The 25,618-nt window shown below is 48.1% G+C and carries 26 protein-coding genes; 4 read left to right on the top strand and 22 right to left on the bottom strand.

From position 1 onward, the window contains the following. The first annotated feature begins 197 nt into the window (after nt 1–197). Nucleotides 198–1,357 (top strand): IS3 family transposase gene (locus D0C16_RS17165; protein ID WP_225318661.1). Its coding sequence is split into 2 segments (ribosomal slippage): nt 198–453 and nt 453–1,357, totalling 1,161 coding nucleotides; the frame shifts between segments, so codons are not numbered across the junction. Between the two features lie 27 nt (nt 1,358–1,384). Here the strand turns inward: D0C16_RS17165 and D0C16_RS17170 are convergent. The 5 genes from D0C16_RS17170 to D0C16_RS17190 all read right to left on the bottom strand — a co-directional run bounded on the left by D0C16_RS17170 (nt 1,385) and on the right by D0C16_RS17190 (nt 4,286). Continuing rightward, complete coding sequence (locus tag D0C16_RS17170) at nt 1,385–1,702, bottom strand: hypothetical protein (protein ID WP_151033487.1); 318 nt, start codon at nt 1,700–1,702, stop codon at nt 1,385–1,387. A gap of 596 nt (nt 1,703–2,298) precedes the next feature. Beyond that, entirely contained in the window at nt 2,299–2,724 is a 426-nt protein-coding gene (locus tag D0C16_RS17175; RefSeq protein WP_225318732.1) for an alpha-ketoglutarate-dependent dioxygenase AlkB, read from the bottom strand. 240 nt (nt 2,725–2,964) lie between these two features. Continuing rightward, nucleotides 2,965–3,285, bottom strand: a complete 321-nt coding sequence (locus tag D0C16_RS17180) for a hypothetical protein (RefSeq protein WP_151033489.1) — start codon at nt 3,283–3,285, stop codon at nt 2,965–2,967. Between the two features lie 65 nt (nt 3,286–3,350). Then, nucleotides 3,351–3,713, bottom strand: coding sequence for a hypothetical protein (locus tag D0C16_RS17185; RefSeq protein WP_225318733.1), 363 nt, complete (start codon nt 3,711–3,713; stop codon nt 3,351–3,353). Nucleotides 3,714–3,842: 129 nt separating this feature from the next. Continuing rightward, entirely contained in the window at nt 3,843–4,286 is a 444-nt protein-coding gene (locus D0C16_RS17190; protein ID WP_151033490.1) for a hypothetical protein, read from the bottom strand. A gap of 715 nt (nt 4,287–5,001) precedes the next feature. On the opposite strand from D0C16_RS17190, the gene D0C16_RS17195 reads away from it, so the two are divergent. Next, complete coding sequence (locus D0C16_RS17195; RefSeq protein ID WP_151033491.1) at nt 5,002–5,676, top strand: hypothetical protein; 675 nt, start codon at nt 5,002–5,004, stop codon at nt 5,674–5,676. 168 nt (nt 5,677–5,844) lie between these two features. Here the strand turns inward: D0C16_RS17195 and D0C16_RS17200 are convergent, their stop codons facing one another. The 4 genes from D0C16_RS17200 to D0C16_RS17215 form a co-directional block, all read right to left on the bottom strand. Beyond that, nucleotides 5,845–6,522 (bottom strand): YkgJ family cysteine cluster protein, encoded by a 678-nt coding sequence (locus tag D0C16_RS17200; RefSeq protein WP_151033492.1) that lies wholly within the window; start codon nt 6,520–6,522, stop codon nt 5,845–5,847. A 146-nt stretch (nt 6,523–6,668) separates the two neighbouring features. Continuing rightward, a complete protein-coding gene (locus D0C16_RS17205; RefSeq protein ID WP_225318734.1) occupies nt 6,669–7,781 on the bottom strand; it encodes an endonuclease in 1,113 nt (370 codons plus the stop codon). A 95-nt stretch (nt 7,782–7,876) separates the two neighbouring features. Beyond that, nucleotides 7,877–8,491 carry a LysE family translocator gene (locus D0C16_RS17210; RefSeq protein ID WP_151033494.1) on the bottom strand — a complete coding sequence of 205 codons (615 nt, stop codon included), beginning with the start codon at nt 8,489–8,491 and terminating at the stop codon, nt 7,877–7,879. 164 nt (nt 8,492–8,655) lie between these two features. Next, entirely contained in the window at nt 8,656–9,099 is a 444-nt protein-coding gene (locus tag D0C16_RS17215) for an organic hydroperoxide resistance protein (RefSeq protein WP_151033495.1), read from the bottom strand. 118 nt (nt 9,100–9,217) lie between these two features. Here D0C16_RS17215 and D0C16_RS17220 point away from each other — a divergent pair, with 118 nt between their 5' ends. After that, nucleotides 9,218–10,048: an AraC family transcriptional regulator gene (locus tag D0C16_RS17220; protein ID WP_151033496.1), complete on the top strand. Its 831-nt coding sequence runs from the start codon at nt 9,218–9,220 to the stop codon at nt 10,046–10,048. Between the two features lie 4 nt (nt 10,049–10,052). Here D0C16_RS17220 and D0C16_RS17225 read toward each other — a convergent pair whose 3' ends face one another. From D0C16_RS17225 to D0C16_RS17250, 6 genes are all read right to left on the bottom strand, one after another. After that, entirely contained in the window at nt 10,053–10,676 is a 624-nt protein-coding gene (locus D0C16_RS17225; protein WP_151033497.1) for a cation transporter, read from the bottom strand. 2 nt (nt 10,677–10,678) lie between these two features. Continuing rightward, the gene (locus D0C16_RS17230; protein ID WP_151033498.1) at nt 10,679–11,197 is read right to left on the bottom strand and encodes a hypothetical protein; all 519 of its coding nucleotides are present in this window, start codon (nt 11,195–11,197) and stop codon (nt 10,679–10,681) included. A 71-nt stretch (nt 11,198–11,268) separates the two neighbouring features. After that, nucleotides 11,269–14,373 (bottom strand): efflux RND transporter permease subunit, encoded by a 3,105-nt coding sequence (locus tag D0C16_RS17235; RefSeq protein WP_151033499.1) that lies wholly within the window; start codon nt 14,371–14,373, stop codon nt 11,269–11,271. Between the two features lie 11 nt (nt 14,374–14,384). Next, on the bottom strand, nt 14,385–15,656 hold the full coding sequence (locus D0C16_RS17240) for an efflux RND transporter periplasmic adaptor subunit (protein ID WP_151033500.1): 1,272 nt from the start codon (nt 15,654–15,656) through the stop codon (nt 14,385–14,387). Then, on the bottom strand, nt 15,653–16,969 hold the full coding sequence (locus D0C16_RS17245; RefSeq protein ID WP_151033501.1) for a TolC family protein: 1,317 nt from the start codon (nt 16,967–16,969) through the stop codon (nt 15,653–15,655). Before D0C16_RS17245 ends, D0C16_RS17240 begins: the two co-directional genes overlap by 4 nt. 94 nt (nt 16,970–17,063) lie before the next feature. After that, nucleotides 17,064–17,438 (bottom strand): hypothetical protein, encoded by a 375-nt coding sequence (locus tag D0C16_RS17250; RefSeq protein ID WP_151033502.1) that lies wholly within the window; start codon nt 17,436–17,438, stop codon nt 17,064–17,066. 337 nt (nt 17,439–17,775) lie between these two features. On the opposite strand from D0C16_RS17250, the gene D0C16_RS17255 reads away from it, so the two are divergent. Next, nucleotides 17,776–18,021 carry a hypothetical protein gene (locus D0C16_RS17255; RefSeq protein WP_151033503.1) on the top strand — a complete coding sequence of 82 codons (246 nt, stop codon included), beginning with the start codon at nt 17,776–17,778 and terminating at the stop codon, nt 18,019–18,021. 21 nt (nt 18,022–18,042) lie between these two features. Here the strand turns inward: D0C16_RS17255 and D0C16_RS17260 are convergent, their stop codons facing one another. The 7 genes from D0C16_RS17260 to D0C16_RS17290 all read right to left on the bottom strand — a co-directional run bounded on the left by D0C16_RS17260 (nt 18,043) and on the right by D0C16_RS17290 (nt 25,582). Beyond that, entirely contained in the window at nt 18,043–19,320 is a 1,278-nt protein-coding gene (locus tag D0C16_RS17260) for a hypothetical protein (protein ID WP_151033504.1), read from the bottom strand. A gap of 18 nt (nt 19,321–19,338) precedes the next feature. Further along, nucleotides 19,339–19,764, bottom strand: a complete 426-nt coding sequence (locus tag D0C16_RS17265) for a potassium channel family protein (RefSeq protein WP_191968531.1) — start codon at nt 19,762–19,764, stop codon at nt 19,339–19,341. Next, nucleotides 19,764–20,981 carry an organoarsenical effux MFS transporter ArsJ gene (gene arsJ, locus D0C16_RS17270; protein WP_151033506.1) on the bottom strand — a complete coding sequence of 406 codons (1,218 nt, stop codon included), beginning with the start codon at nt 20,979–20,981 and terminating at the stop codon, nt 19,764–19,766. Before arsJ ends, D0C16_RS17265 begins: the two co-directional genes overlap by 1 nt. A 117-nt stretch (nt 20,982–21,098) precedes the next feature. Next, entirely contained in the window at nt 21,099–22,106 is a 1,008-nt protein-coding gene (locus D0C16_RS17275; protein WP_151033507.1) for an ArsJ-associated glyceraldehyde-3-phosphate dehydrogenase, read from the bottom strand. Nucleotides 22,107–22,261: 155 nt separating this feature from the next. Continuing rightward, nucleotides 22,262–22,603, bottom strand: coding sequence for a metalloregulator ArsR/SmtB family transcription factor (locus D0C16_RS17280; protein WP_151034983.1), 342 nt, complete (start codon nt 22,601–22,603; stop codon nt 22,262–22,264). A gap of 583 nt (nt 22,604–23,186) precedes the next feature. Beyond that, on the bottom strand, nt 23,187–24,863 hold the full coding sequence (locus D0C16_RS17285) for a phosphoethanolamine transferase (protein WP_151033508.1): 1,677 nt from the start codon (nt 24,861–24,863) through the stop codon (nt 23,187–23,189). Beyond that, nucleotides 24,860–25,582, bottom strand: coding sequence for a phosphatase PAP2 family protein (locus D0C16_RS17290; RefSeq protein ID WP_151033509.1), 723 nt, complete (start codon nt 25,580–25,582; stop codon nt 24,860–24,862). Before D0C16_RS17290 ends, D0C16_RS17285 begins: the two co-directional genes overlap by 4 nt. Nucleotides 25,583–25,618: the final 36 nt, after the last annotated feature.

Below are 25,618 nucleotides of genomic sequence, written 5' to 3' on the forward strand. Positions count from 1 at the left end.
GCTTTGGTACCCAATCTGCGCGATTAAATCAATTGAGCAGAGTAACGTGTAATTGACGATATCTTTAGTATAAAACTTTCCGAATTAAAATTAATTTTCAATTATTTCAACTGCCTTTTTAGTTAAGATATTGTTTGATCCCCTCCGCGAATATCGGACACCTTAGAAACTGAGTAAACTTACTCCAGAGGTGATCCATGAGCAAGAAACCAACCCCAAAAGAGAATAAGAAGTATACAGCCGAGTTCAAAAGTGAGGCCATTAAACTGGCCGAACGATTGAGCGTAGCGGAAGCCGCCGAAAAACTGGGCATATATGCCAGTCAAATTTACAGTTGGCGTAGCGCACTCAACAATAGCCGTACTGATGTTGAAAGAGAATCGCTCCTCGCCGCTGAAAATGCACGCCTCAAGCGTCAGCTCGCCGAGCAAGCAGAGGAGCTTGAAATCCTAAAAAAGGCGGCTACCTACTTCGCGAAGCATCAAAAATAAAACGCTACGAATTTATGCTGACAAATAGCGCGCTATATTCAATCGCGATGATGGCGCGCGTTCTGTTGGTTTCGCGAAGTGGGTATTACAGCTGGCTTGATAATCGTGAAATGGTTAGTTGGCGCATGCAGCAAAGAGAAGCGATTGATGCGTTGGTAAAGGCAGCATTTGAGGCTGGAAAAGGCCGGTATGGCGCGGATCGGATTTTTTATGATTTGGCGGAGCAAGATAATCCGCTCGACATAAAAACCATTCGGAAAAGCCTGAAACGGCAGGGGTTAATTGCAAAAGCGGCCAAGCTGTTCAAGGTGACTACGGACAGCAATCATACACTACCTGTTGCGCCCAACCTGTTGGCTAGAGATTTTTCTGCGCAACAACCTAATGAAAAATGGGTGACCGATATTACTTATATTCAAACTACAGAAGGTTGGTTGTATCTGGCCGTGATGATTGATTTATATTCTCGAAAAGTTGTTGGTTGGTCGATGAGCAAACATATTGATGCGCAATTGGTTTGTGATTCATTGATGATGGCGTTGTGGCGACGAAAATTCCCAAAAAGCGTTATTGTTCACAGTGACCGTGGCAGCCAATATGTATCGCATGCGTTTAGGGATTTACTGGAAAAATATTCGCTAATACAGAGTATGAGTCGCAAGGGTGATTGCTGGGACAATGCGTGTGCGGAAAGCTTCTTTCATTCACTTAAGGTTGAGCTGGTTCACGGCGAGCCATTGCTAGATGGAAAGCACACGCGCGAGTCTATTTTTGAATATATCGAAGTGGATTACAATCGCTACCGCCGTCACAGCGCTATTGGCTTTGTTAGCCCCGAGCGCTTTGAGGCAAAAAATGTATGTTAGTTAACTGTCCGAAGTTGGCGGTAGGGATCAGTTCTTCACCAGGCCGAAAAATAGGATTCCGCTTGGAATATTCGCGGAGTCAATTTGGATACAGTGGAAGAAATATACTTCAGCGCCTGATTTTTCATTAAGCATAGCGTCTAGTTCTTGATTAGGTAATTTAATTTCTTGATTCTTGGCGATGGCATAAGCATTTTCGCTGTTCAATGGGCCAAAAATTTTACACCCTTCATAGCCCAACAATTTTCCGAAGCTCGAAGGTTGTTTTATTTTAGAAGAGCTAGAGCATCCAATGTTAAAAATTACGGCAAGCACCATAAAAAGTATCGAAATTGAAAATTTCATTGATTCTCCATCATAGCAAGCTAAGCCGAAGCATATGATTTTATATCTTGCGTACTACTTTCTCGTAGAAATATCTAAACCACTAGGTCAAAGTGTCTGGTCCAACTGAGTGATGCAATACTACAAAATAAATTTCTTTAACATGTCTTACTCCTTAACCATATCTTTAAAGAAGTTTTCTGAGGTTGTGTTTGTTTTCAGGGGATATATGTAGAAATCCATTTACATGCTAAAAAATTAATACTTAACTTACTTTTAATCGCCAGCGGAAAATTAATAATAAAAATGGCTGCAACTAATCACGCTAGGTTGCTATGGTTAAGATTCCTTCGATTTTTCTTCCAGTCGTTTCTGTATTTGAGACAACCTACCTTCGCGTTGCCTTTTGTCACTATGAATTTTCTTTATAACTAAAAATAGCGGTAAACCAAAAACCAACAATATTATCCACAACATTTGTTTCACTCACTTGGGTTATAAATAAAAAAGTACGCCAAAAATACAATGGTAGATTTCGTAGGCTAGCGCCAAAGTCGTTTTGTCCATTTCGTACTACAAACTATTCAGCCGCGCAGCGGCGTGTTGCTGTGTTAGAACTATTTGATAATTTGACGGAAAGTTAAACTGATACGCTCACCACTAGTACCAACTTTAGGTATTGCATGAAGCCAAAACTCTTGCATTTCTTGTGACATATAAAGCAATGAACCATTCTCTAATGGGTAGAAAAACTCTACAACCGGTTCCAGCTTTGAACGATATGCTATTTCACGCACAGCCCCGAGAGAAACAATTGCTACACCAGTGCCTTTTGCCAATTCCTGACTAGAGTCAGAATGAAAACCCATTGAAGAGTTGCCATCAAGATAATAATTTAGAAGACAATTATTGGGACGAAAACCAAGCTCTAGTTCAATAAGCCCACAAACAGTTTCTAATTCAGGCAGCATTTTTACTTGTTCATAAGATATTTGCGAGTAATCATAGGAAACGCCAAAGCTAGCTGTTTTTCTCGCTCTCATACGTTCGTCCCAAATAATTGAATTGCGAAGAAACGTGAATAACTCGCTAGGATGTGAGACGAATTTTGATTTTAAATATATTGGTGGTCTTTCCATATTCTGAAGTTCTAACGCTTTGCTAAACGGCGCACAGCTAGGTGATTGGTTTTGCGTAAAATTGGCGAAGCCAATGCAAAACCAAGCGCCGAGTTGGGCGTCCAGTGACGGCCCGAAGGGCCGGAACGATGTTTGAGCAACTTGTTATAAGCTAAGTTCTTCTGGCACACTATTATAGAACTCGAATTCATTTGCCATGCCTACACCGTTACCACCATCTAAGTACCTGACTCCGACTGCTGTACCCTCGCTACAGTTTTCCATTTGAATTACTATGCAAGGTATCCTTGTATTTTTTTCGCTATCTATTTGTATTGCAAATAGTGGCAGTTCCATTTCATATGGTTCGCTACCACTTGTAATGTGAAATACAGCTCTACCTTCTTCAACGTCTTTTTCGGTGGCTGATCTCCCACTAGTGAATGGTACGTTTTTCCAATTTTCTATTTCGATTTTTTCCCACATAGCTCAGATTCTTGGTGGCTTACAACCTGTCGAGCGCACGAAGTGCGCGGTGCTGGAGCGCCTTGTTAAGTATTGATGTATTGAATATATTCTTCATGTACGTCAACATCTATTTCTACGCCTCTATTACCACCATACAATCGATTATTCTGATCTTTTCTTGGACCAGAAATCCAATAATGATCTCCGGATTCAACTTCGAAGTAGTTCGCTTTGAAACCGCTACCTTTTAGGCTTTGAAATTTTTTACCTCGATAATATAGTGTTTTCCCCGACTTAGAAAAATACACACGACCAATACGAGCAGCACCGTCCAACCCTTCAGATTTGTCTTCAACGTACATTATTTTCGATCGAGACAATCTAAATTCCGACGGATGTTCTTCTCCTACTAGGTCTAGATTTTCATTTTCCAAATTTTTATCCATAGTGACACTTAACGTTGTTATAAGCGGTGGTTTTTAAGTAGCACATTTATGCCACAAAATGTAGCGAAGCGGAATGGCATGAATGTGCTATTTAAAAACCATCCACTTGATGACCTTGTTAGAATGCTTTTAAATATTCCTTGCCTCAAACTCAAAAACATCATTTTTTTGTCTACTTGCGACTATAACCAAGGCTACAAATGTTGGCACCAATATAACTAAACTGTATAGACCAAAAAAATTAGTTAATGTAAAACCAAGTACGACATTAAAGGCAATGAGTGAAACCGCTAACTTTTCATGTTTGGATTTAATATATTTGTAGCAATAGGGGCACGTATAGGTAGGCTTTCTAAGCCTATACCAAGCTCCTTTTTCTGGATAGAAGACTAGGCGAACCTGAAACACTGAGAAAAACTGATTGCAATGTGGGCATTTCTTGTTTTTTTTCCCTACATTCGGCTTGGTAGTATTTTCCAGTTGCATTTCGTACTTTTCAAAATTTGATTCGCAGTGCTGGCATGTAGAATTTATTGATTCCAGTTCTTTTCCACAGCAGGAGCAATACGCCATTATTTTCTCTCTCCGACTTTCTAACAGTTTATTAAATTGCACCGACTATATAACCCGAAGATCATTATCTCAACTAATTTGGCGTTGCGCCGTATAACTCCAACAAAGTAGATGAACCTCAATCGATTTAGCTCGTGCTAAATCAAAAGGTTAACTCTCACTCTGAATTAATAATGGAGTTATACAGCACAAGTTACCTCAATTAGTTGTCGCGCTCATTTGGCAGACTGACCGCTTTGGGCCAAGCCTTCCTAAATAATGTTGCGGTTCGAAAGCTCACCACTACCTACAGGGGCCGTGTAAACCTACCGTGGCAACTTGCTATTCGTCGGGTTGATTTCGCATTGCGCGATGGAATAAAAAGTCAATCAAAGACCATAGCCATAATCAGCGCCAGCATAAATTACAGCATATTACTGGCTCGCGTCGACACGATGCCTTCATCCCATTGCTCGCTAAATTAAGCCGTCGGGCCTTTCCTTCACGCCGCAAGCGATTAAGGGAATTGCGCGTGTGATTAAACGGATTTAGGAATATTTGAAGACGTAAACGACACAATAAAATAACCGGCGACAAAAAACAAACGTCGTTATGGGCGACGTCTTTTTAAGAATCGGCGGCGCGATACACACTGTAATATTCTGTAATTTGCTCTTTCCAGGAATGGCAGCAATGCTTAGTCCGTAAATTTTTCAATCAGAAATAAGGAGTTTTTATGAATCTTACATTGCATGTCGCCAAACGTTTTTTTGCGGTATTAATAGGGATAACATCAATTGGTTTTATTGGGCAAGCTTCCGCTGATGATTCTATGGCGTGTTCGTGTACGGCTAGCGCGTGTGGGAATAACGCGGTAGGGGGTGACCAGGGGGATGTATTTAGTGGGCTTTCCCAAACGACCGTGACGGAAATGTTTTTAACAAATCCAAACACCGGTTGGACTTGTGTGGTGCCAGCAAAAGTGAGAGGTAGTGGCGGCCCATTAGCCTGCTTCTGCGCAGGTTATTGCGGTAACGGTGGCATAGGTGCGGACCCGGATTATTTTGATCTTGGGCTCTCACAATCCACAGTCGCTAATGATTATGGTGGCGGAAAGCCGGGGAATAAGACTGGCTGGTTATGCGGAAACTACCGCGGCACTATTAATTACACTCCACCTAAAACCACTTACAAAGTAATGGATTTTGGATTTAACGGGTGCAGCGTTACTTGGGGGCCATTGCAAACCAATGTTAACGAAGCAGCGATGATCAAACTTGCGACTGACGCTAATGCCAAGGGTTTTACTTATCAGCCGCAACTCAATTTTGGTCAGCTCTTGATTGGAAACTATCCGATGGATTGCAAATCACCGGCTAAACTGTCTTGGCCGCTATATCTTAAACAATAAAAAAATCAGAGTGATTCCCGTCAATTTTTAAAACGGAATATTGTTGAATAACTAAGCATGGCGGCCATCAGCCGCCATGTTATTTTCCTGCCACAAATATCCAGTATGCAACTCGCTAAAAGCTACAATGCGCCGGCGACATACCACCACCTGCTGACTAAAACGCAACTAGCTAATTTCTATCGCCCGCTGAAAGGTTTTTTTGCCGCGTTGATAGCGCTTCAACGTTTGCTCATCGGTTAAGGCTTCAAGTAGTGCGGTGTTGAAATCGTAGATGCGATTATCCTTCCCGAATTGTTCCGTTGCGGCTTCAAAGCCCTGGGTGTGGGCGTCGGCGAGAATGGCTACTTGTTCAATCATGCCCGTAGACGTTTCCATATTGGTGGGATCATTGAAGGAAGTTTCGCACGCTTGGGCGTCGGTTGAATGAAAATTGCGGCAGCGGAAGGGACGCACGGGATACACACCGCATTGATTATTATCCAGCAGCGCGCATTTTAAATTGGTGGTGAGGTGTTGCTCTGGCGTGAGGTTGCGAATAACGGTAATGTTGGCTTCCAACGCTGCTTTTAATGCGGCAATTTTTTCAGCACTGAAATGTTTGCCGATGTATTCCTTGATTAGCAAGATCTCATGGGCGCGCGCTTCAACTTTGTAGTAGCAACAAAAAGCACAGCCTGCTTTGCAGTCGGGTTTAGTGGATGATTCATCAAACGACTTGGCGATTAAATTGTCGTAGCGCTCGTAGGATTTTTTCAGCGCGCTATTGGCATCTTTGCTGCCTTTTAATTGTGCGGCGGCGCGTTGGTATTCTTGTTGGGCGGTGGTTTGGAAAATGTCGGACATGGCGGTAATTGAATAGGTGCTGTTGAACCGGGTTGAATTGCATAAATTATAAATAAAAAAAGGGCAGCCTGCAGCGGCCGCCCTTAAGAGAGTAAGAAGATATTTATTGGTGTAGGTTAGCCTGCAACAGAACCTGAAAGCAGGAATTAATTACATGCACTGCCCCAGAGTTGGTTAGCCCAGGCCGGGTAATCCACAAACGGATTGCGATTGCCCTGGCGAGTCACTATACGCGCGTGACGATTGATCTCTTCCTGACTGACCGGGTCCTGGTTGTGCCAGGCAAGTAAGGTGCAGATTTTTCCGAGGTTAGCGCCGCTGGTGCCAGTGCTGTTTACCAACACCAGATTTTCTGTTCCGGTGCTGTCGTTGCTGTTATAGCGCACATCCATGTAGAACATCATGCGTGCAAGATCGCCTTTTACGGCATTGCGCGGTTCAAAGCTGTCGGAGTCAGTGTAATTGCCCGGTGCTTCGCCAATGCTGGAGCCGCCGTTATCAAAATCTTTATTGCCGCGTGTTGAATTTACGGAAGCATCTTCCGGGCGCAAGTGATGAATGTCGGTGTAAGCCCAATCACTTTCATCGGGGAAGCCGTGGCTTTTCGGCCAGGTGTGTTCGCGGTTCCAGGCATCCGGGTCGCTATTGCCGCTGGAGTTAAACGTCTTGGCTTGTGAGCGACCGGTGTAAATTAAAATTACGTTGTTGGAATTGTTTGGATCTTCATCGGTGTATTTCAAGGCATCCCACACTTGTGAATAGCTCATGCGCGTGTGATTGCGTGCAGAAATATTTGCCAATGCATTTTTTAAATTGGTTCCGGTTAAACCAATTGCGCTTGCATAGTAAGCATCAAACCCCGACCAGGTAGCGCCGCCGGTTGATGTACCGTTTACTGTGTAACTTACTTTTAACGTAGCACCACTGTAACTGGAATAACCCTGCAACAGAATGTGCCAGGTTCCTGCGGCCGGTGCAGCAAACGTGCAATTTTCCGTATTGCCACTGGCATAAGGGCGGCAAGTGTAACTACTGGTGGTAGGTGCTGTGCCCTGGCGCACATAAAGATCCAGATCGCCAGTGCCGCCGGAAGTCGCAATAGAAAGATTGGAGGCATTCGCGGGAACTGCCAATTCGAAACGGGTTTCCGAGTTGGCCGCACCACTTAAATTGGTACGTGTTTCATTATTATTAATGGTGACGCCAAAAACATTCGCGCAGAGAGAAAAAACACTTAAACCGAGTAAATATTTGTTCATACCCATAGCTCCTTTGAAATGAGCCATGAGTATGCGGAATAAATATTGCGAATTGATTATAGGGAAAGCGCGCGAAATATCGCTGCAATCACCGATTAATTTTTTATAGCCAGTAGCGTACCGCTACCCAGCATTATTCCACCGGCAGTAATATTTAACGCGCGGTTTGCTTTGGTGTTGGTAAATAATTTTCTCGCTCTACTTGCGGCATACGCATAGGCCGCCATAACACCGCCGACCGCGATACTCGCAATTGCCATAATAATTCCGGCATCGAGAATCGAGACGGACTGCATATCAATAAAGGCGGGAAAAAAACTCACATAAAACAAAATCGCTTTCGGATTACTCAGCGTTGTTAATAACCCGGTCATAAAATTACGCAGCGTTGATACTGCGTTTACTTCGGGTAATTTTGCATCGATAGGTTTGGCTTTTAACATCTGCCAGCCGAGCCAACATAAATAAGCGGCGCCGGCATATTTAATCACTAAAAATAAATCGCCCATGGATTGCGCCAGTGCAGACAAACCGTAGAGCGAGAGCACAATAAATACGTAATCACCAAACACAATACCAACCACGGTCACTAAGCCTTGGGATAATCCCGACGAAATAGAACGTGCAACTACGGCAAATATGCCGGGACCCGGACTGACGGCGACAATTAACATGGCGATAAATAGGGAAATGCTGGCGGTAATGGTCATTAAATCTCCTTCGCTCGCCGCAATGCCAAGCAATGAAAGGCGGATAGTGGTGCATAGGCACCACTATCGTGTTGGGGCATTATCTTAACGGTGGCAATCGCGTTTGTATTTATTGAATGACGATAAAATTCAACAAACTCTCACCGACTGCCTGGCAGACTCCGTTAGTGGGCAAGTGCGATGGAATTTACCACCAGGTTTACATCGATATTGCCGCGCGTCGCATTAGAGTAAGGACATACCTGATGCGCTTGGGTCACTAAGGCTTCGGCCTGTTCCTGGGTCAAACCAGGCAGTGCAATATCGAGTGTCACTTCCAACGCGAAACCGGTGGGGATGGGGCCTATACCAACACTCGCGGTGATGCGGGTGTCATCTGCCAGGGCGATGCGGTTTTTGCCCGCAACAAATTTCAGCGCACCGATAAAACACGCGGAATATCCGGCCGCAAATAACTGCTCGGGGTTAGTCCCGGCGCCACCGGCACCGCCCAGCCCCTTGGGTGTGGAAAGCACAACCGAGAGTGCGCGGTCATTGGATTCCGAACGGCCTTCGCGGCCACCGGTAGAAGTTACTTGTGCAGTGTAAAGAATGTTTTGTGGTTTCATGGTAAAGCTCCTGTTTAGTGAAGTTGGTTTGTTGTGTCAACGAGGAGCATTGTTATGGATTTATCGATACGAAATGCTACAATTCGTCTTGCAAATTTAACATATCGTATGGATTTCTATGGCAGACCGACTGGCAGCACTGTTAGCGCACTTTTCCATGAGTGCCCGTACTTTCCAATCCGGCCCCCTGTGTGGTGTTAACCGGCTGGACGGGGATTTGCCCTATGGGCAACTTCACCTCATCCGCGCCGGGCAAGTCGAGGTCTGGCACGGCAACCGTAAAGCCGAGCAGATCAATGAGCCGAGCTTGTTGTTTTATCCCCGCCCTACTCCGCATTACTTCGTAACAGACGCTGAGCAAGGTGCCGAATTTGTCTGCGCCCATGTGACTTTTGAAGGCGGCGCGGCCAATCCCATCGTAAGCGCACTGCCGGCATACCTCTGCCTGCCATTAGCGCGCCTGGAACATAGTTTGCCCGTACTGGAATTGTTGTTTGCCGAATCTTCCGCGCACTACTGTGGGCGTCAGGCGATGCTGGACCGGTTGTTTGAAATACTGTTGATTCAGGTGTTGCGGGTATTGATGGAAGAGGGGAAAGCGCAGGTTGGTTTGCTCGCGGGCTTCGCGCACCCTCAGGTTCGTCGTGCCATTGTGGCCATTCACGATACGCCCGAACGCGAATGGTCGGTGGAAGATCTGGCGCAGGTGGCGGGTATGTCGCGCAGTGTTTTTTCCAATTTATTTCGCGATCTATTAGGTGAGACGCCCGCGGCTTATATGCAGCGTTGGCGCATTGGGTTGGTAAAAAAGTGGTTGGCTCAGGGCCGCCCCCTGAAGCTCATCGTAGAGGATGCTGGCTACAGCAGCGAATCGGCCTTATCGCGCGCGTTTAAATCGATTTGCGGTGTTTCGCCGCGCGAATGGTTGAAAGAAAGTGCTTCCCATTAATCGCTTAATGAGTATGTAGTTCTGCACGCGCATGTTTTACTACTTGATAAGACGCGGTTAATGCGAGCGTTGCCATGATTGCTGCAACTATCAAATCCGGCCAATTAGTCCCTGTGCCAAACACACCGATTGCAGCGAACACTACCGCGATATTGCCCAGCGCATCGTTGCGAGTGCACAGCCATACACTGCGCATATTGCTATCGCCATTGCGATAGGCGTACAACAAAAACGCCACGCTTACATTGGCCGCGAGCGCCAGCAAACCTATCAACGTCATAGCCTGCGCATCTGGCACCACGCCGGTAATCGCATTCCAAATGGCATGGGCTAACACGCCTACACCAAACAATCCCATGGACGCAGCTTTTAACAGCGATGCCTTCGCACGCGTCTGCACACTCATGGCCAACACCCAAATGCTAATTCCGTAATTAGCTGCATCGCCCAGAAAATCGATAGAGTCCGCGAGCAGCGACACCGAATTGGCGCGTTGGCTAAAAATAATTTCAATCAAAAACATCAGCGCGTTAATAATTAATGCGATCCACAAAATACGACGGTATTTGGGATCGGGTGAATGCGACGGCTCATGATTGTGGTCGTGATTACAGCAGTTGGCGCCCATGTCTATTGCCCTTCAATTTGCTTTTGGTATTTCTTAAATTCTTTATTCTTTACTTGAAATAGGAACCCACATACCAGACCTACAGCAAGTGAAAGAAAAAATCCGGGAGTATTAAAAAAATATCGCTCTTTTCCCCACAGGAAGGATATTCCATTGGTATAAAACCATAGCACAGGAGGACAATAAATCGCTGCCAGTACCGGCCCGGATAAATTGCTCCAGATTTTTCTGGATAGTGCCTTTGGCTTTGAACTCTCCCATACAAGATAAGTATCCGATTCATATTCCCAAAATGACTTGCAACAATTATAGAAGCCGTAGAGGTTTATCAGTGGTCCAAATAAAACCAAAAGAAATGCTTGTGCGTCAGACTTGCCGGAATAGTTCCCTTCGTTTGGAAGGATATTACTTGGGCCGTTCGAATAAACAGCTACCAAAAAGAAATCGGCTATAAGCACAGCAAAGAATAAAATATGAACATGCTGAAACCATTTGGAAACTACTGTAAACCAGTAAACCATTCTTTTCTGCTCATTTTATTATCAATGGCGAGGTGAGGTCAGACATAGTCTGGCTTCACCCCGGTCCAAACTTAAATTTTCTTGCGATGTACCAACGCATAAAGAATCGGTAAAACCACCAACGTCAGCAGCGTCGATGAAATAATCCCGCCGATGACTACCGTTGCTAAAGGCCGCTGCACTTCCGCACCAATTCCCACATTAAATGCCATAGGCACAAACCCCAAGCTTGCAACTAGTGCGGTCATTAACACCGGGCGCAAGCGGGTGAGTGCGCCTTCAAAAATCGCGTGCATTAAGTTGCCGGTTTCGTGATAGAGCTGGCGAATAAACGCGAGCATCACCAAGCCGTTTAATACGGCAATTCCAGAGAGCGCAATAAAGCCGACGCCCGCACTCATGGACATGGGCATATCGCGCAGCCAGAGCGCGAGCACGCCGCCGGTGAGTGCGAGGGGTACGCCGGTGAAAATTATCAGAGCATCTTTTAATGAACCGAAAGCCATCACCAGTAACGCGATCACCATTAACAGTGTTAATGGAACCACAATCGCTAAACGTTTGCTGGCCGATTCGAGTTGTTCAAAAGTGCCGCCGTAATCCAGCCAATAACCGCTGGGTAATTTTACCTGTGCATTAATTTGCGTTTGCACATCGGGCACAAACGAACCCAAATCGCGCCCGCGTACATTGGCGGTAACTATCACTTGCCGTTTGCCGTTTTCGCGACTGACTTGGTTGGGCGCTGGTGTTAATTCGATTTTCGCAATTTCATTCAGTGGCACAAAGTCAGGTTCGCCCGCGATAGGTACCGGCAAGCGTTCCAGTGCCAATAAATCGGTACGTAAATGCTCGGGCAGGCGCACGATAATGTCAAAGCGACGATCACCTTGATACATCAGCCCGGCATTTTCACCGGCAATGGCGGCGGCAATAAAATCCTGTACTTCGTTCACCGTTAAACCATAGGCGGCCAATTGCCGGCGTTTGGGAGTGATGGTGAGTACCGGAAGGCCGGTGACCTGCTCCATGCGTGCGTCGGCGGCGCCGGGAATTTTTTCCAGCACTGCTAAAATTTCTGCTGCCGATGTTTGCAACTGCTCGAGATCATCGCCAATCACCTTAATACCCAGATCCGAACGCACACCGGAAATTAATTCGTTAAAGCGCATTTGAATTGGCTGGGTGAATTCGTAATTGTTGCCGGGTAATTCGCGCACCGCGGTTTCAATCGCATCCACCAAATCCTGTTTACTGCGATTGGGGTTCGGCCATTGCTCGCGCGGTTTTAGAATCACAAAATTATCCGCCACCGAGGGTGGCATTGGGTCGGTGGCGACATCGGCAGTGCCGATTTTGGCAAAGACTTTATCCACTTCGGGAAATTCCTTGATGCGCGCTTCCAGCATGGTTTGCATGGCAACTGCTTGCTCTAGCCCGGTGCCGGGAATGCGCAGTGCGTGCAGTGCGATATCGCCTTCATCCAATTGTGGAATAAATTCCGAACCTAAACGCGTTGATAACCATGCACAGCCGATTACTAATCCGATGGCAGCGGTAAGAATGATAGCGTGGTATTTGAAAGCCGCACCTAACAGCGGTTGATAGCGCTCTTTTAACCAGCGCATCGCGCGATTTTCATGTTCGGCCACTTTCCCTGTCCCAAAAAAAGTGCCATTCATTAATAAAGCGATGGCTGCGGGCACAAAGGTGAGCGATAAAATCAACGCCGCCGTAAGCGCAATCACCACGGTAATGGCCATAGGGTGGAACATTTTTCCTTCCACACCGGTGAGCGTAAATATTGGCAAGTACACCAGAGTGATAATGCCCACACCAAATAAACTCGGGCGAATCACTTCGTTGGTCGCGTCATAGGCGAGTTGCAAGCGCTCTTTCAATTCGAGGTTTGATGAACGCTGCGCTTCACCTAAGCGGCGAATGCAGTTTTCTACGATGATCACTGCACCATCGACAATTAAACCAAAATCCAGCGCGCCCAAACTCATCAGGTTGGCGGAGACTCCGGCTTCCACCATGCCGGTAATGGTCATGAGCATAGCGATGGGAATGACTGCCGCCGTAATTAATGCCGCGCGCAAATTGCCGAGCAATAAAAATAATACCGCGATTACCAGCAGTGCGCCTTCAAGCAGGTTTTTTTGCACAGTATCGATGGTTTTATCCACCAGCTGGGTGCGATCGTAAACGGCAGTAGCAGTCACACCTTCCGGCAGTGAGCGATTAATTTCCTCCAATTTTTTCGCCAGTGCACGCGCTACTGTGCGCGAATTTTCGCCCATCAACATCATGGCGGTACCCAACACAGTTTCACGCCCGTTTTGGGTTGCTGCACCGGTGCGCAATTCTTTACCAATCGCTACCTGCGCCAGATCGCTAATGCGCACCTTTACGCCGCTAGCATTACTGACAATGACATTTTCGATATCGCTAATACCAAGCAATTGCCCTGGCGTGCGCACTAATAATTGCTGGCCATTGCGCTCGATATAACCGGCACCGAGATTATTGTTATTGGCCTTGAGTGCACTGGCGACATCCTCGAAGCTAAGTTTCCATTGCAATAATTTCACCGGGTCAGGGGTGATGTGATATTGCCGCGTATAACCGCCAATCGCGTTAATTTCGATCACGCCTTTGACTTGCATCAGCTGAGGGCGAATCACCCAATCCTGCAATTCGCGCAACTGCATTGCGTTGAATGCGTCAGGGTTGTTAGCCTCGAGTGTGTACATAAAAATTTCACCGAGGCCGGTGGCGATTGGCCCCATGGTTGGCGAAATATTTTCCGGTAAGGCGGATTTAATTTGCGCGATGCGTTCGTTAATTAAATTGCGTGCAAAATAAATATCGGTGCCCTCTTCAAAAACCACCGTCACTTGCGATAAGCCGTAGCGGGAAATTGAGCGGGTGTAGGCGAGCTTGGGCAGACCGGCAAGCGCAGTCTCCACCGGATAGGTAATGCGCTGTTCGGTTTCCAGCGGTGAATAACCGGGTGCTTCGGTATTGATTTGCACCTGGACGTTGGTGATATCGGGCACTGCATCAATGGGTAGGCGTTGGTAATTCCACAGCCCGAGAATAATCAGCGCGGCTACAGCGGCTAGCACCAGCCAGCGTCGCGCTATGGCGGTGTGCAGGATTGCATCAATCATCTTGGCGGCTCCTAGTGATCGTGGCTCGCCCCGGATTTCTCCAGGTCGGCTTTGAGGACGTAAGAATTCTCCACCACGTATTCATCGCCGGCGTTTAAGCCGCTGATGACTTCGCTGTAAATGCCATCGCTGCGGCCGAGTTCCAACGGGCGAATCTCATAGGTCTCACCGACTTTGATAAACACCACCTGCCAATCGCGGAAACTTTGCAGCGCCCGGTTTTCAATGCGCAGCGGCACCCGGGTTTCGGCGATGCTGACCCAGCCTTCCACCGCTTGGTTGGGCACCCAGTTGCCGGCGCTGTTATCCACCGGTGCGTGGACTTCCAATGTCGGTGTTTCGCCATGGCGCGGGGTGATGTATTCAATTTTGGTGGTAGCTTTCTGGCCATCGGCGCGAATCACCACTGACTGGCCGTTTTTGATCTGGGCGGCGTCGGCGGGAAAGGCCTGCAAGTGCAATTCCAGCACACGCTCATCGAGGATGCTGAACAGGACGCGATCGGCCGTAAATTCCCCCGCATTCGCATGGCGCTCCACGACTGTGCCATCAATCGGCGACAGCAGCGGATATTCGCGCAGGCTTTCATTGGACTCGACCGTCGCCAGCACCTCGCCCGCGTTAACGCGCATGCCGATGCTGGGTTTAACACTGCGGATCAGCCCCGGGTAGCGTGCCTGGATATGGCTCAGGCGCAGTGGGTCGGCGACTATGTTGCCGTAGAGTTTGATGCGTTCCTGCAACACACCTTCGCTGGCGACAGTCGTGACCAAACCGGCGGCCTGCGCGAGTGGGGCGGGCAGCTCAACGCGCCCTTCGTAGGAATCGTAATCCCAGTGGTAACTTTTGCCGGCGTAGGTTGCGGTCACACTTACATCAAAGGAATGCGGTTCTTCCACTATGCCCTGCCCGCGCAAAAAGTCCGCTTGGGGAGTAAAGCGGAACTTATCTTCCTTGCCGCCGAGGCGGGTGAGTTTGACCTCCAATTGCCAATCGCCGGGTTTGATGGTTTTGCCCGCCAAGGTTGCCCAGGCGCGGTATTCGGGCGGGACACCCAGTTCGAAGATTGCCAGTTCGACCGCAAAATCATCCTTTTCCAATAGGCGGCCCTTGTGGGGGCCTTTTTCAAATTCCGGCTCAGCATGCTCCTCCTCGCCGTGACCGTGGCCGTGGTCGCCAGAGGCTAATAAGGGGTTGGCAAAGCTAACGAGACTGGCAAGCAGTAAGGTTTGTACAAAGCCAGTGATGTATGAGGCTAACGTGAGATTGTTTGATAGGTTCATGGTGTTGGCTCGGATTCGGTCGCTGGGGTGGCAATGGCGGGCGCGGATGCGGTCAAGCGCTCCAGTTCAATACGGGTTTCGTGGGCGCGCAGCGCGGCGCGGATGAGCTCGGCGCGGGTATCCAGCAGTTCGCGCTGGGCCATGGCCAGTTCGAGCGAGCTGTAGCGCCCCTGCTCAAAGGCGCTGGCGGTGGCGCGGCTGGCCTCTTGCATAAGTGGCAATATCTGCTCGCGCAGGCTTTTCACCTCGCTCCAGGCTTGTTGGTGGGCCGTGAAGGTCTGCTTCAAGCGGCTTTCAAGCTGAATTTTGGCGCTATCTTCGGCTAATTCGGCGGCATTTTGCTCAGCGCGCGCCGTTTGTATCGCCCCGCTCGCCCGTCTGCCACTGGCCAGTGGCATACTCAGGCCAACTACCAGTGCGGTATCACTGGTCTCCTGTAACTGGCGTACCCCGGCATTCCAACCCAGGGTTAGTTTCCCCTCGGCTTCAGCCTTGCGTACTTCCGCGGCGCGCAGACGGGTAGCGTCGCTCAAGAGCGCCAAATCCGGGTTTTGGTTAAGGCGGGCTTGCCAGCTGGCAAGGGATTCAGGGTCTGTGCTCTCGGCATTGCCAAGTGCAAACAAATCGCCGCTGGCACGGGTGAAATCCGGGCTTGAATCGGCCCAATAGCTACTCAATTGCAGGGCTTCCTGCTGTGCCTGTTGGCGCGCTTGTTCCAGTGCTATCCCGGTGCGGGCAAGCGCGGCACGGGCGCGCATCAACTCCGCCTGCGGGGTGCTGCCGGCTTGTACGCGTTTGACCAGGCTATCCACCAGTTGCCGGGCGAGATGTTGTGCCTCCTCTTCCAGGCTTACTTGCTCCTGCGCGGCCAGCAGCGCGACGAAGCGATAATTTACCGCCGCGACCAGATCTAATACCGCCATGCGTTCTTCACTGGCCAGTTGCTGTTGGCGCGCAGTGGTGACCGCCAGACGACTATCGCGCTGGCCGCCCAGTTCAAGGATGGAGGCAAAAGACAGCGTCAGTTCTGCGGCATCGACACCGGAATAGTTACCGGTACCGGTCAGGTTCTCCGCGTCCAACTGCAGGCGAGTTTCTGGCCGGAGCGCCGCGGTAGTTTGCTCGCCGGCCAGCGCCACACGGCGAAATTTATAACCGGCGAGTTGTGGATTCTGCTGCAGGCTCAGGCTGAGCGCCTGTTGCAGATTAATGGCGGGTTGGGAGTGATTTGGCTGTGGGTCGCGCGCATTGGCAGACGTACAGGCGAAGCAGGCACTGGTTACCAGAACCAGTGCAGATAAAGACAATTTCATAGCAGATCCTGCCGTGATTGCGTTTTTTAGGCGCAACGTTAATCAGTAAAGCTGCAGGGGCAGCTCGCGGAAAAACAGTTCAGACAAAAGAAGATCAGGCAGTGAGTGGTGGCGCACGCAGCGGCGGGCGGGTGTAAGGAGTATAGGTGGGGATGAGGGATATGGAGCGGCTAATCAGAATCTGGCGCGGCAGTACGACAAACAGCAGGGCAACGACTGCCAGCAGGATCAAACCCTGATCCAATTTGGTCAGTTTGGCGATGGCCGATTGGAGTAAATCAACATCGGCATCCTGATGCGGCTCATCATCATGGTGCTCGGGGTGATCGCCCAGCATATGCATATGGACTGACACTGGCGGCTCCTGGCCATCAAAGCAAAAATGGCCATGGGCACCGAGCCAGTTGCCAAGCAACCAGAGTGCGAATGCCAAAAAGGCCAGATTGTGATAACGCCGTATAAATGCCAAAGCAATACCTTTTATAAAACCCCAAACCGCTGGGTGCGGTTCGGGTACAGCTTACCTAAAAGCCACTAGTCGCAACAAGGTGCCTTTTCAGTACAGCAGAGTAATTCCAAACAACAGGGAACCACGTCTGCCAGTACCGCAACAGAACCCAGGCAAAGCAGCGCCATAAGCGCATATTTAGCCAATGCTTTCATAGTGCATCCTCTTTAGAAAATGGAATTGATGTCGGCGGGAGTGGACTATTTATTGCGGCGGGCGCCAGATGAGACGTGGAAAGCCGGCGCGATAACAAACGCATAACCCCAGTAAGACCGCAACTATCAACGGCAATTCGTTGGTGGGTATAGTCATCGCCAAGGGTGTTTTTACGCACCCGGGGCAATTGGGGCTGGCGCATTGCATACTGGGTGCGCAGTCGTCCATCCCGAGGCAACAGTCGTCCAGCAGCCACTGGTACAACCCGGTGTGGTTGCACACAAATACCAGTGTTAGCAGGGCGATGAGCGAGCGCAACGAAAAGCTCCGTCAGTATGAGTTAAACAGCGAGTGGTATCTGGATCAGAATACGCCGGTTGCTAATTAGTTGGCAATTGTTCGCCAAAGTTCACTCCGCCACAAACACCGGTGCAAAGCCTCCACCCTGCGTGCGGAAATTCGTTGTCTGCCCTTGGTATAAGCGCGCTGCGAGCAATTGAATTTTTCCAGCATAAACATAAGCGCGAATATCCATTTTCAATTGCTTCTGTTCATCATCTACCAAAATGCCGCGCTCGCTCGGCGGTACCTGCTGTTGGGCAATATAATCGCCTTGCAAAATTTCCTGCCAGACGCTTTTCGTGAGCTTGTCGCCGCGATAGGCCGCCTTGCTGCCGTAACCGGTGGCGGGTTTGAAAAATAATTGCTTGCGCGTGTGCCACAAATGATCGGCGTTTTCGTGATTAACTAATTGAGTGTGCGGAATTCCTGCACTAAGGATTTCGATATCCGCCGGCGCCGCCCCTAAAAGCGATAATTGCTGCGCATCGCCCAGCAAAGTGAGATTACGTTTGTCTGCATAAATGGCGTGGTGTACAGGATTGGGGGTGAGAACAACGGCGTTTTGTTCGTAGGCGATACGCAGCAGGTTATTGGTTGGTTGAGTGAGCGAAAAATCTGTTAGCCGGTTGTATACCAAATCAATGACGTCATCGCCGCACAGGAGCTGCTGGTTGTGCCAGCGAAGTTGGCCGGGGTCGAGAATAAACGTCTTGATGCCGGCCTGTTGAAATATCGCTTGGGCTAACAAAAATTCCGGATAGAGAAATTGTTCAGTGGGTGATTCATCGACAATAGCGATACTACGCAAGGGTAAAGCGCCGCGCGATAGCTGCCACTCAGCGCGAAACATGGCCACAAATTCCGCCTCAAGTTGTGACTGCAAGGGTTGATCGACACTGCCCTCGGCATTGCAGCAGGCTATTTGCGCACTGCGCAACGCGGCATTTAAAAATCCGCCGCCGGCATTGGTATTGATTTCAATGACCTTGGGGCCGGCATCGCTTAAGTGAAAATCAATGCCCATAAAAACACCCGGTGTGGTAACCAGCGGCGCGGCGAGAGTGGATACTCTGCTCAATGCCTGTTGTTGGTAGGCGGGCAATTGAGTTACGCGCGCGATGGTTTGCACCAACTGCTGCAATTGCTGTTGTTGGGCGGGCGAAATAAAAACCGAGGTATGAGAGAACAATTGTTGTTGATGTTGCAAAACCGCGTCCGGCAACTGTTGGGCGTGCAAACGGCTGAGCAATTGCGCGCGATCCAGTGTTTTGCAAAAGCACGCACGATTTAACCGTTCAGCTACCGATTGCCCTGACGTATTGCACCGGCTATCACACTCGCTCATCGCAAAACTCCTCGTAGATTACTTCACTCGCCAATGCTTCTGCATTTCCAAATACATAAACGAGGCGGTCCAGGCGATCAACAAGAGCCCAGTCAATGCCTCCACGCCAGCTAAAAAGCGCAACCAACCGGAAGGAGCAATATCGCCAAAACCAAGCGAGGTGTAGCACACCAGTGAAAAATAAATACAGTCAATAAAACTGGCGAATTGCGCACCGGATAGCTGCCCGAAATCTCCCATCTGCAGGTAAATAAAATACGCCAACGCAAAAATCAGAACTTCCAGAATATGCGCAAAAAAGCAGGCGAAGAGGCTAAACAGAATGCTGATCCGCGGCGAACGCTTGGCACTAAAGAGTGTGTTTGTCAGAATATTAATGGTTTCGAAATGAATCAGCACAGAAATAGCGACAACAACAAAATTAATAAACAGTGAGATCAGCATTATCTGGTTTCCTCGCTGATAGATTCCTTTGGCAATCCAATCGACAATCCAACGACTAATAATAAAAACACCAGGCTGCCCCAAAGGCATAGCGTTAATCCGCCCTGCTGGTAAAGATAGCCGGAGAGCAGTGTTCCCACCAACCGACCTAGCGCATTGGCCATGTAATAAAAACCTACATCCAGCGATACACCGTCGTTGTTGGCGTAGCTCACAATTAAATAGGAATGTAGCGAAGAATTAATAGCAAATACTACGCCGAACACCAACAAGCCGATAATTAATACATAACTGGCCGACCCGCTGATACTCAGTGCTGCTGCTAATAGGGTCGTTACCAGTGCGAGTAAACTGGCCCACACCACAGCCGCGCTGCCACCGGGTGTTGCACGCGTTTTGGTGCGCAGAATGTGAGGGGCAACGGATTGCACCAGTCCATACCCGATAATCCAGCTCGCGAGGAATCCGCCCGTTTGCCAAAAATCCCAACCGAGATGGCTGGTTAAAAAAACGGGCAGCGCCACGACAAACCAGATATCGCGTGCACCGAATAAAAACAGCCGCGCAGCGGATAAAAAATTCAACGCGCGGCTTTTGGAAAACACATCGCCAAATTTAGGTTTGTTTTTGGCTTTACCTAAATCCTGCGTTAAAACCAGCAAACCAAGCACCCAGACTAGCGCGAGCAGGGTCGCCATAAGGACAATGGCCTGGGTAAATCCAAACGCGGCGAGTAAGGTGCCGCCGAGAAAAAATCCTACACCTTTCAAGGCATTTTTGGAGCCGGTCAGTAGCGCGACCCAGGTAAACAAACGGCTTTGATTATCGGCGGCGACCAATTGTTTGATCGAACTTTTCGCGCTCATTTTGTTCAGGTCTTTGGCAATTCCCGAAAGCGCCTGGGACGCCATCACTAGTGGAACGGTTAACCACTGGCTGGGTAACGTCAGCATCGCCAGCGCAACCACTTGCAAACCCAAACCTATATTCATAGTGCGATTCAAACCAATGCGCGCACCTAAATAGCCACCCAATAAATTCGTGATAACGCCAAACAATTCATAAAATAAAAACAACCCCGCAATCGCCAACGGGCTATAACCCAATTGATGAAAGTGCAACACCACCAACATGCGCAAGGCGCCATCGGTAAGCGTGAACGCCCAATAATTGCCGGTGACGATTGCGTATTGGCGAATAGCGGGAGAATTATTCATACATTTCAAATCTATTCGAATATTTTTTACATAGCCCGTATGGAGCCTGGCGCAATGCGGGGAATTTTTTGCAAACATAAAAACCCCCGCATTCCGTTACACTCCATGCGGGCTAGGTTAATCTGCGGAACCCACAATTTTCGCCAATTCCGCGGTACGATTTGCGTAACCCCACTCGTTGTCATACCAGGCATAAATTTTTACCAAGCTGTTATTGACCACCATGGTAGAGAGCGCATCGACAATTGATGAGAGTGGATTGCCACAAAAATCACTGGATACTAACGGACGAGTTTCGTAACCGAGAATATCTTTGAGATAAGTTTCACTCGCTGCTTTTAGCAGTGCATTGACTTCATCTGCTGTGGTATTGCGTTCAACTTCAAATACGCAATCGGTAAGTGAACCGGTAGCGAGCGGCACGCGCACGGCGTGGCCATTCAACTTGCCGCGCAGCTCAGGAAAAATTTCTGCAATTGCAGTAGCAGAACCGGTGCTGGTGGGAATTAAATTGGAATGGGAGGCGCGCGCCCGACGTAAATCTTTGTGCGGTTGATCCAGAATTGATTGGGTATTGGTTAAATCGTGAATTGTGGTAATTGCACCGTGTTTAATGCCCAGATTTTCATGAATCACTTTGACAACGGGCGCGAGGCAGTTAGTGGTGCAGGAGGCTGCCGTGACTATGCGATGCACCCTAGAATCAAATAAATGCTGATTAACACCCACTACGACATTTAATACGCTCGGTTCTTTAACCGGTGCGCTGACAACAACGCGTTTTACACCTTGATCCAGGTATGCTTGCAGCAAACTGACTTCGCGCATTTTGCCGCTGGCTTCTATTACCAGATCGCAACCGCTCCAGTCGGTTTCGCCAATCGTTTTATTGCGCGTAAAGGCAATGCGTTGGCCGTCAATATAGATTGAATTTTCATCACCACTGGTTTCGGGACTCCATTGACCTTGCACCGAATCGAATTTCAACAAGTGAGCAAAAGTAGCGGCATCGCCCATTGGGTCATTGATTTGTACAAATTCGAATTCCGGCCAATGCCAGCTGGCGCGCAGTGCCAGGCGACCAATACGACCAAAGCCATTAATACCAATTTTAATTTTTTTCATAGAAGCTCATTCATTTCAAAAAATTTAGTTACAAGAAACGTGACAGTGGGTGTGATAAATCACACCCCTACTACGCCCTTTCCCGTAGGGGCGCAATTTATTGCGCCCTAATTTATTGCCTCAATTACCCAGGGGGGGGGTGCTTTAATGATTGTTTAACAACAACGCTTGGGCCTGTCTTCCATCGCGCACAAACGTGCATGATTTTCTTCCAACCACTCTGTGTTGGCATCAAGCATTGTCTTCAGGGTTTTGTTAACCCATGCCGGTAACTCCGGGTGCAAACGGTAATAAACCCACTGCCCTTTGCGGCGATCGGCCAGCAAACCGGATTCGCGCAAGAGCGCCAGGTGGCGGGAAATTTTCGGCTGGATTTCATCGAGCGCGCAGGTCAGCTCACACACGCACAGCTCTTTTTCGCGCGCGACTAATAGCGCTATGCGTGCACGGGTTGGGTCAGCAAGGGCTTTGCAAAGGGTGTCGGGTGTAAATGGCATTATCACTTGGCTTTCTTTGATATATGGATTTTCATATATATTGATAAGTGTATATTTCTAATGAGAAATGAACAAGTTGTTAGTTTGTAAAGGCGATCGTTTTTCGTATTTTGAGCGGTATATTGCTCAAAATTTCGAGTTGCGGCTAAATATGAACAATATATTGCTCATGTTGAACTGAAAGCAGGTTGCCCCAGTTTCGGTAGGTTTGGAGCGTATTCAGTGGGCAAAAGAGACTGTCAAAATTGAATTCAAAGAAAGTCTGGAATTTCCTCAGCCTTATCGGCGAATGGGTTTTTGGAAACTCAAGTGATCTTCAATTGGACAAACATGCTGAAACTCGGGCTGGGCGCAAAGTTATTTCGCTCGCGTCAAAGATTTGGAAGCGTTTCGCGTGGGTTTATTAAGTGCAATAGAAAAAAGGCATAGCCCGTCAGAGCAGAAATTAAAAATGCGTAGCCGCTATACCAACAAACCATTTGTGGTGGATGAAGCACAAAGGTCTATAACCGTTACCGGTTATGGCTCGGGTCGCAATGCTCAGCAAGTGTATTTCTATTGAGTGGGTTGCTAATAAGATAATTTAGAGAGCCCTGCAAGGCTTCACCATATCCAAATTGTCCCGGTAGACGTTGGTGCTGATATTGAGCAGGCCGAGCGTTGTGTGGAACAGATTGTCATGGGAGTAGGCTTTGGTGGTTGAGCGTTGCAGACATTGGCTATCTATTGCGTTGGCCCGCGTGAAACCTTCAGAAAACCAAAATAAAAAAGGCACGTGCTTTTGTTCCTTGGGCGCAAACCGATAAGGCATGCCATGCAAATAGAGGCCGTTTTCACCGAGTGATTCGCCGTGATCCGAAAGATAAATAAAAGCCGTGTTGTATTGAGGTGATTGTTGTTTCAACCATTCGATGGCGCTATTTAAAAAATAGTCGGTATAGTGAATGGTGTTGTCATAAGCATTGATCACTTCTTCTTTGCTGCAATTATGTAATTGGTTGGTGTTGCAAACCGGTGTGAAAGTGGCAAAACCTTTTGGGTAGCGATCCGCGTAGTCAGGGCCGTGACTGCCTTTTTGATGCAGGACAATGACTTTATCGCGTGAACTCATTGCAGCCAGTTTTTTGTCGAGGTCGTGCAGCAGTATTTCATCGAAACATTCAACGTCGGTGCAATGATCCGGCAGCGCTAAATGTTGGACATCTTCATAGTCAACGCGATTACACGTGCCTTTACAACTGGAGTTGTTATCGCGCCATAGCACATCGATGCCTGCATGTTTAATCACGTCCAATAAACCTTCCTGTGCTTTTGCCTTGCTATCCGAATAACCTGCTCTGCCTAATGCGGAAAACATACACGGCACTGATACAGCGGTTTCAGTACCACAGGACGTAACATTGGAAAAATTAATAATTGATTGGCGTGCTAGCAAAGGATTGGTTTGACGCGAATAGCCGTTTGTTGAGAAATGATCAGCACGTGCGGTTTCTCCAACAACCAGTACCAATAATGTCGGTTTGCTGAGCGATTTTCCGAGTGCGTTGATGGCAGCATCATGCTCAATAGGTGCAACAACAGTGGCGTTTCCACGGTTGGAAAAAAAGGATGCGGTGGCGTAAACCACATTGAGCGGATTAGCCATTTGGCGAATATTTTTGTGATTGCGAAAAAATGATGCGTAATCTGCTGACATACATAAAATCAGTAGCACGCTGGTGATTAATGCTGCCCCAGTGAATTTTAATTTTCTTACAAGTTCTTGTTTAAAGCCGAGAAAATCTATGTTTAGCCTGAAAATCGTGAGCGTCGGGATTACGCCTAGTACCGCGATATAGAGAATCAGTTTTGCATTGATTAGATTTTTCGTTTCAGAAAAATCTGTTTCCATCGCATTCTGGATCATCAAACGGTGAATCACTACCCCGTAGGCATCCATAAAATATGCGGTGCTTCCGGCAACAATTAATAAAAATGCTAATAGCGGTTTGCCAAGGTAAGGCAGTGTTATCAGCGAAATAAAAATAAAGTTTAATAGCCAGAGTACGAGGCCGATATTTAGCAGGAAAAATACGCCTCTGATGCTGGATAAATCGATGATGGCGATGGCGGCGTTAAAAAAAGCCAGGTTATAGAAGGCAACCAATAAAAATGAAATGGACAATGAAAGTCCAACACTGCCAATTTTTTCCGGGATATGGGCATTTGTCGCTGCGGATGAAAATAACGCAAGCTTTTTGAGTGAAAACTCCAGATTCATTGTAATTCTCCCACGGTCATAGGCGCATTCTGCGGAATGCGCGGCAGTTCAAAAAAAATGAGATAAAGGGAGAGTGAGCAGAACCAACAGATGGCGAGTGTCCATAAATCGTGAGATAAAAAATGGGCGCCGCGAATTTGTTGGGCGATTCCAAATACAAGGCCTGCCAAGAGCGCTATTGCCAAGCCCAGCCAGCGTAGTGGCGATTGAAAAGAGAGGCCGAAAAAATACAGTGCAATCCAGCTGTATCCAGCACTGGCATGACCTGCGGGAAAGCAGCCATCTCCGTTGCGTTGAATTAATTGCTGGACAACATTGATGTAGGGTAAATGCCCGCCATAAATGTCAAACTCCCAGGGGCAGGAAATAGCGAGGGATGCCTTAAGGGCACTCACCAACAAACTGCTGCCCAGTAGTGCCAGCAGGAGGTACCCAAGTGGTTTACGCAGACCTGCCCAGGGTAAATAACACCAGCTGGCGATTAGTGCTCCCAAAACGAAAAGTGCAAGCGAAATGGAGAGGTTGCGCCCGCCCTTATGCAGTAGGTTTTCTGTTAACCATGCGTTTTTCCACAACCATGTATTGCCTTGCAGCTGATATAAATAGTCTGCAACAACCTTATCAAGATTAAAAATAATAATGACCGCCGTTAGGACGGCCAGACTATAAACCGGATACTGGTAGTGATATTTCAGGAATGGTGCCTGTTCCACTCTCATAATTTGGGAATTCCTATAAGTACTGCGGTTATCCTA

The sequence above is a fragment of the Cellvibrio sp. KY-GH-1 genome, from assembly GCF_008806975.1.
GTDB lineage: Bacteria > Pseudomonadota > Gammaproteobacteria > Pseudomonadales > Cellvibrionaceae > Cellvibrio.

Coding starts and splice junctions, on each gene's coding strand:
- D0C16_RS17170 (WP_151033487.1), bottom strand. CDS start 1,702: ATGAAATTTTCAATTTCGATACTTTTTATGGTGCTTGCCGTAATTTTT.
- D0C16_RS17175 (WP_225318732.1), bottom strand. CDS start 2,724: ATGAGAGCGAGAAAAACAGCTAGCTTTGGCGTTTCCTATGATTACTCG.
- D0C16_RS17180 (WP_151033489.1), bottom strand. CDS start 3,285: ATGTGGGAAAAAATCGAAATAGAAAATTGGAAAAACGTACCATTCACT.
- D0C16_RS17185 (WP_225318733.1), bottom strand. CDS start 3,713: ATGGATAAAAATTTGGAAAATGAAAATCTAGACCTAGTAGGAGAAGAA.
- D0C16_RS17190 (WP_151033490.1), bottom strand. CDS start 4,286: ATGGCGTATTGCTCCTGCTGTGGAAAAGAACTGGAATCAATAAATTCT.
- D0C16_RS17195 (WP_151033491.1), top strand. CDS start 5,002: ATGAATCTTACATTGCATGTCGCCAAACGTTTTTTTGCGGTATTAATA.
- D0C16_RS17200 (WP_151033492.1), bottom strand. CDS start 6,522: ATGTCCGACATTTTCCAAACCACCGCCCAACAAGAATACCAACGCGCC.
- D0C16_RS17205 (WP_225318734.1), bottom strand. CDS start 7,781: ATGAACAAATATTTACTCGGTTTAAGTGTTTTTTCTCTCTGCGCGAAT.
- D0C16_RS17210 (WP_151033494.1), bottom strand. CDS start 8,491: ATGACCATTACCGCCAGCATTTCCCTATTTATCGCCATGTTAATTGTC.
- D0C16_RS17215 (WP_151033495.1), bottom strand. CDS start 9,099: ATGAAACCACAAAACATTCTTTACACTGCACAAGTAACTTCTACCGGT.
- D0C16_RS17220 (WP_151033496.1), top strand. CDS start 9,218: ATGGCAGACCGACTGGCAGCACTGTTAGCGCACTTTTCCATGAGTGCC.
- D0C16_RS17225 (WP_151033497.1), bottom strand. CDS start 10,676: ATGGGCGCCAACTGCTGTAATCACGACCACAATCATGAGCCGTCGCAT.
- D0C16_RS17230 (WP_151033498.1), bottom strand. CDS start 11,197: ATGGTTTACTGGTTTACAGTAGTTTCCAAATGGTTTCAGCATGTTCAT.
- D0C16_RS17235 (WP_151033499.1), bottom strand. CDS start 14,373: ATGATTGATGCAATCCTGCACACCGCCATAGCGCGACGCTGGCTGGTG.
- D0C16_RS17240 (WP_151033500.1), bottom strand. CDS start 15,656: ATGAACCTATCAAACAATCTCACGTTAGCCTCATACATCACTGGCTTT.
- D0C16_RS17245 (WP_151033501.1), bottom strand. CDS start 16,969: ATGAAATTGTCTTTATCTGCACTGGTTCTGGTAACCAGTGCCTGCTTC.
- D0C16_RS17260 (WP_151033504.1), bottom strand. CDS start 19,320: ATGAGCGAGTGTGATAGCCGGTGCAATACGTCAGGGCAATCGGTAGCT.
- D0C16_RS17265 (WP_191968531.1), bottom strand. CDS start 19,764: ATGCTGATCTCACTGTTTATTAATTTTGTTGTTGTCGCTATTTCTGTG.
- arsJ (WP_151033506.1), bottom strand. CDS start 20,981: ATGAATAATTCTCCCGCTATTCGCCAATACGCAATCGTCACCGGCAAT.
- D0C16_RS17275 (WP_151033507.1), bottom strand. CDS start 22,106: ATGAAAAAAATTAAAATTGGTATTAATGGCTTTGGTCGTATTGGTCGC.
- D0C16_RS17280 (WP_151034983.1), bottom strand. CDS start 22,603: ATGCCATTTACACCCGACACCCTTTGCAAAGCCCTTGCTGACCCAACC.
- D0C16_RS17285 (WP_151033508.1), bottom strand. CDS start 24,863: ATGAATCTGGAGTTTTCACTCAAAAAGCTTGCGTTATTTTCATCCGCA.
- D0C16_RS17290 (WP_151033509.1), bottom strand. CDS start 25,582: ATGAGAGTGGAACAGGCACCATTCCTGAAATATCACTACCAGTATCCG.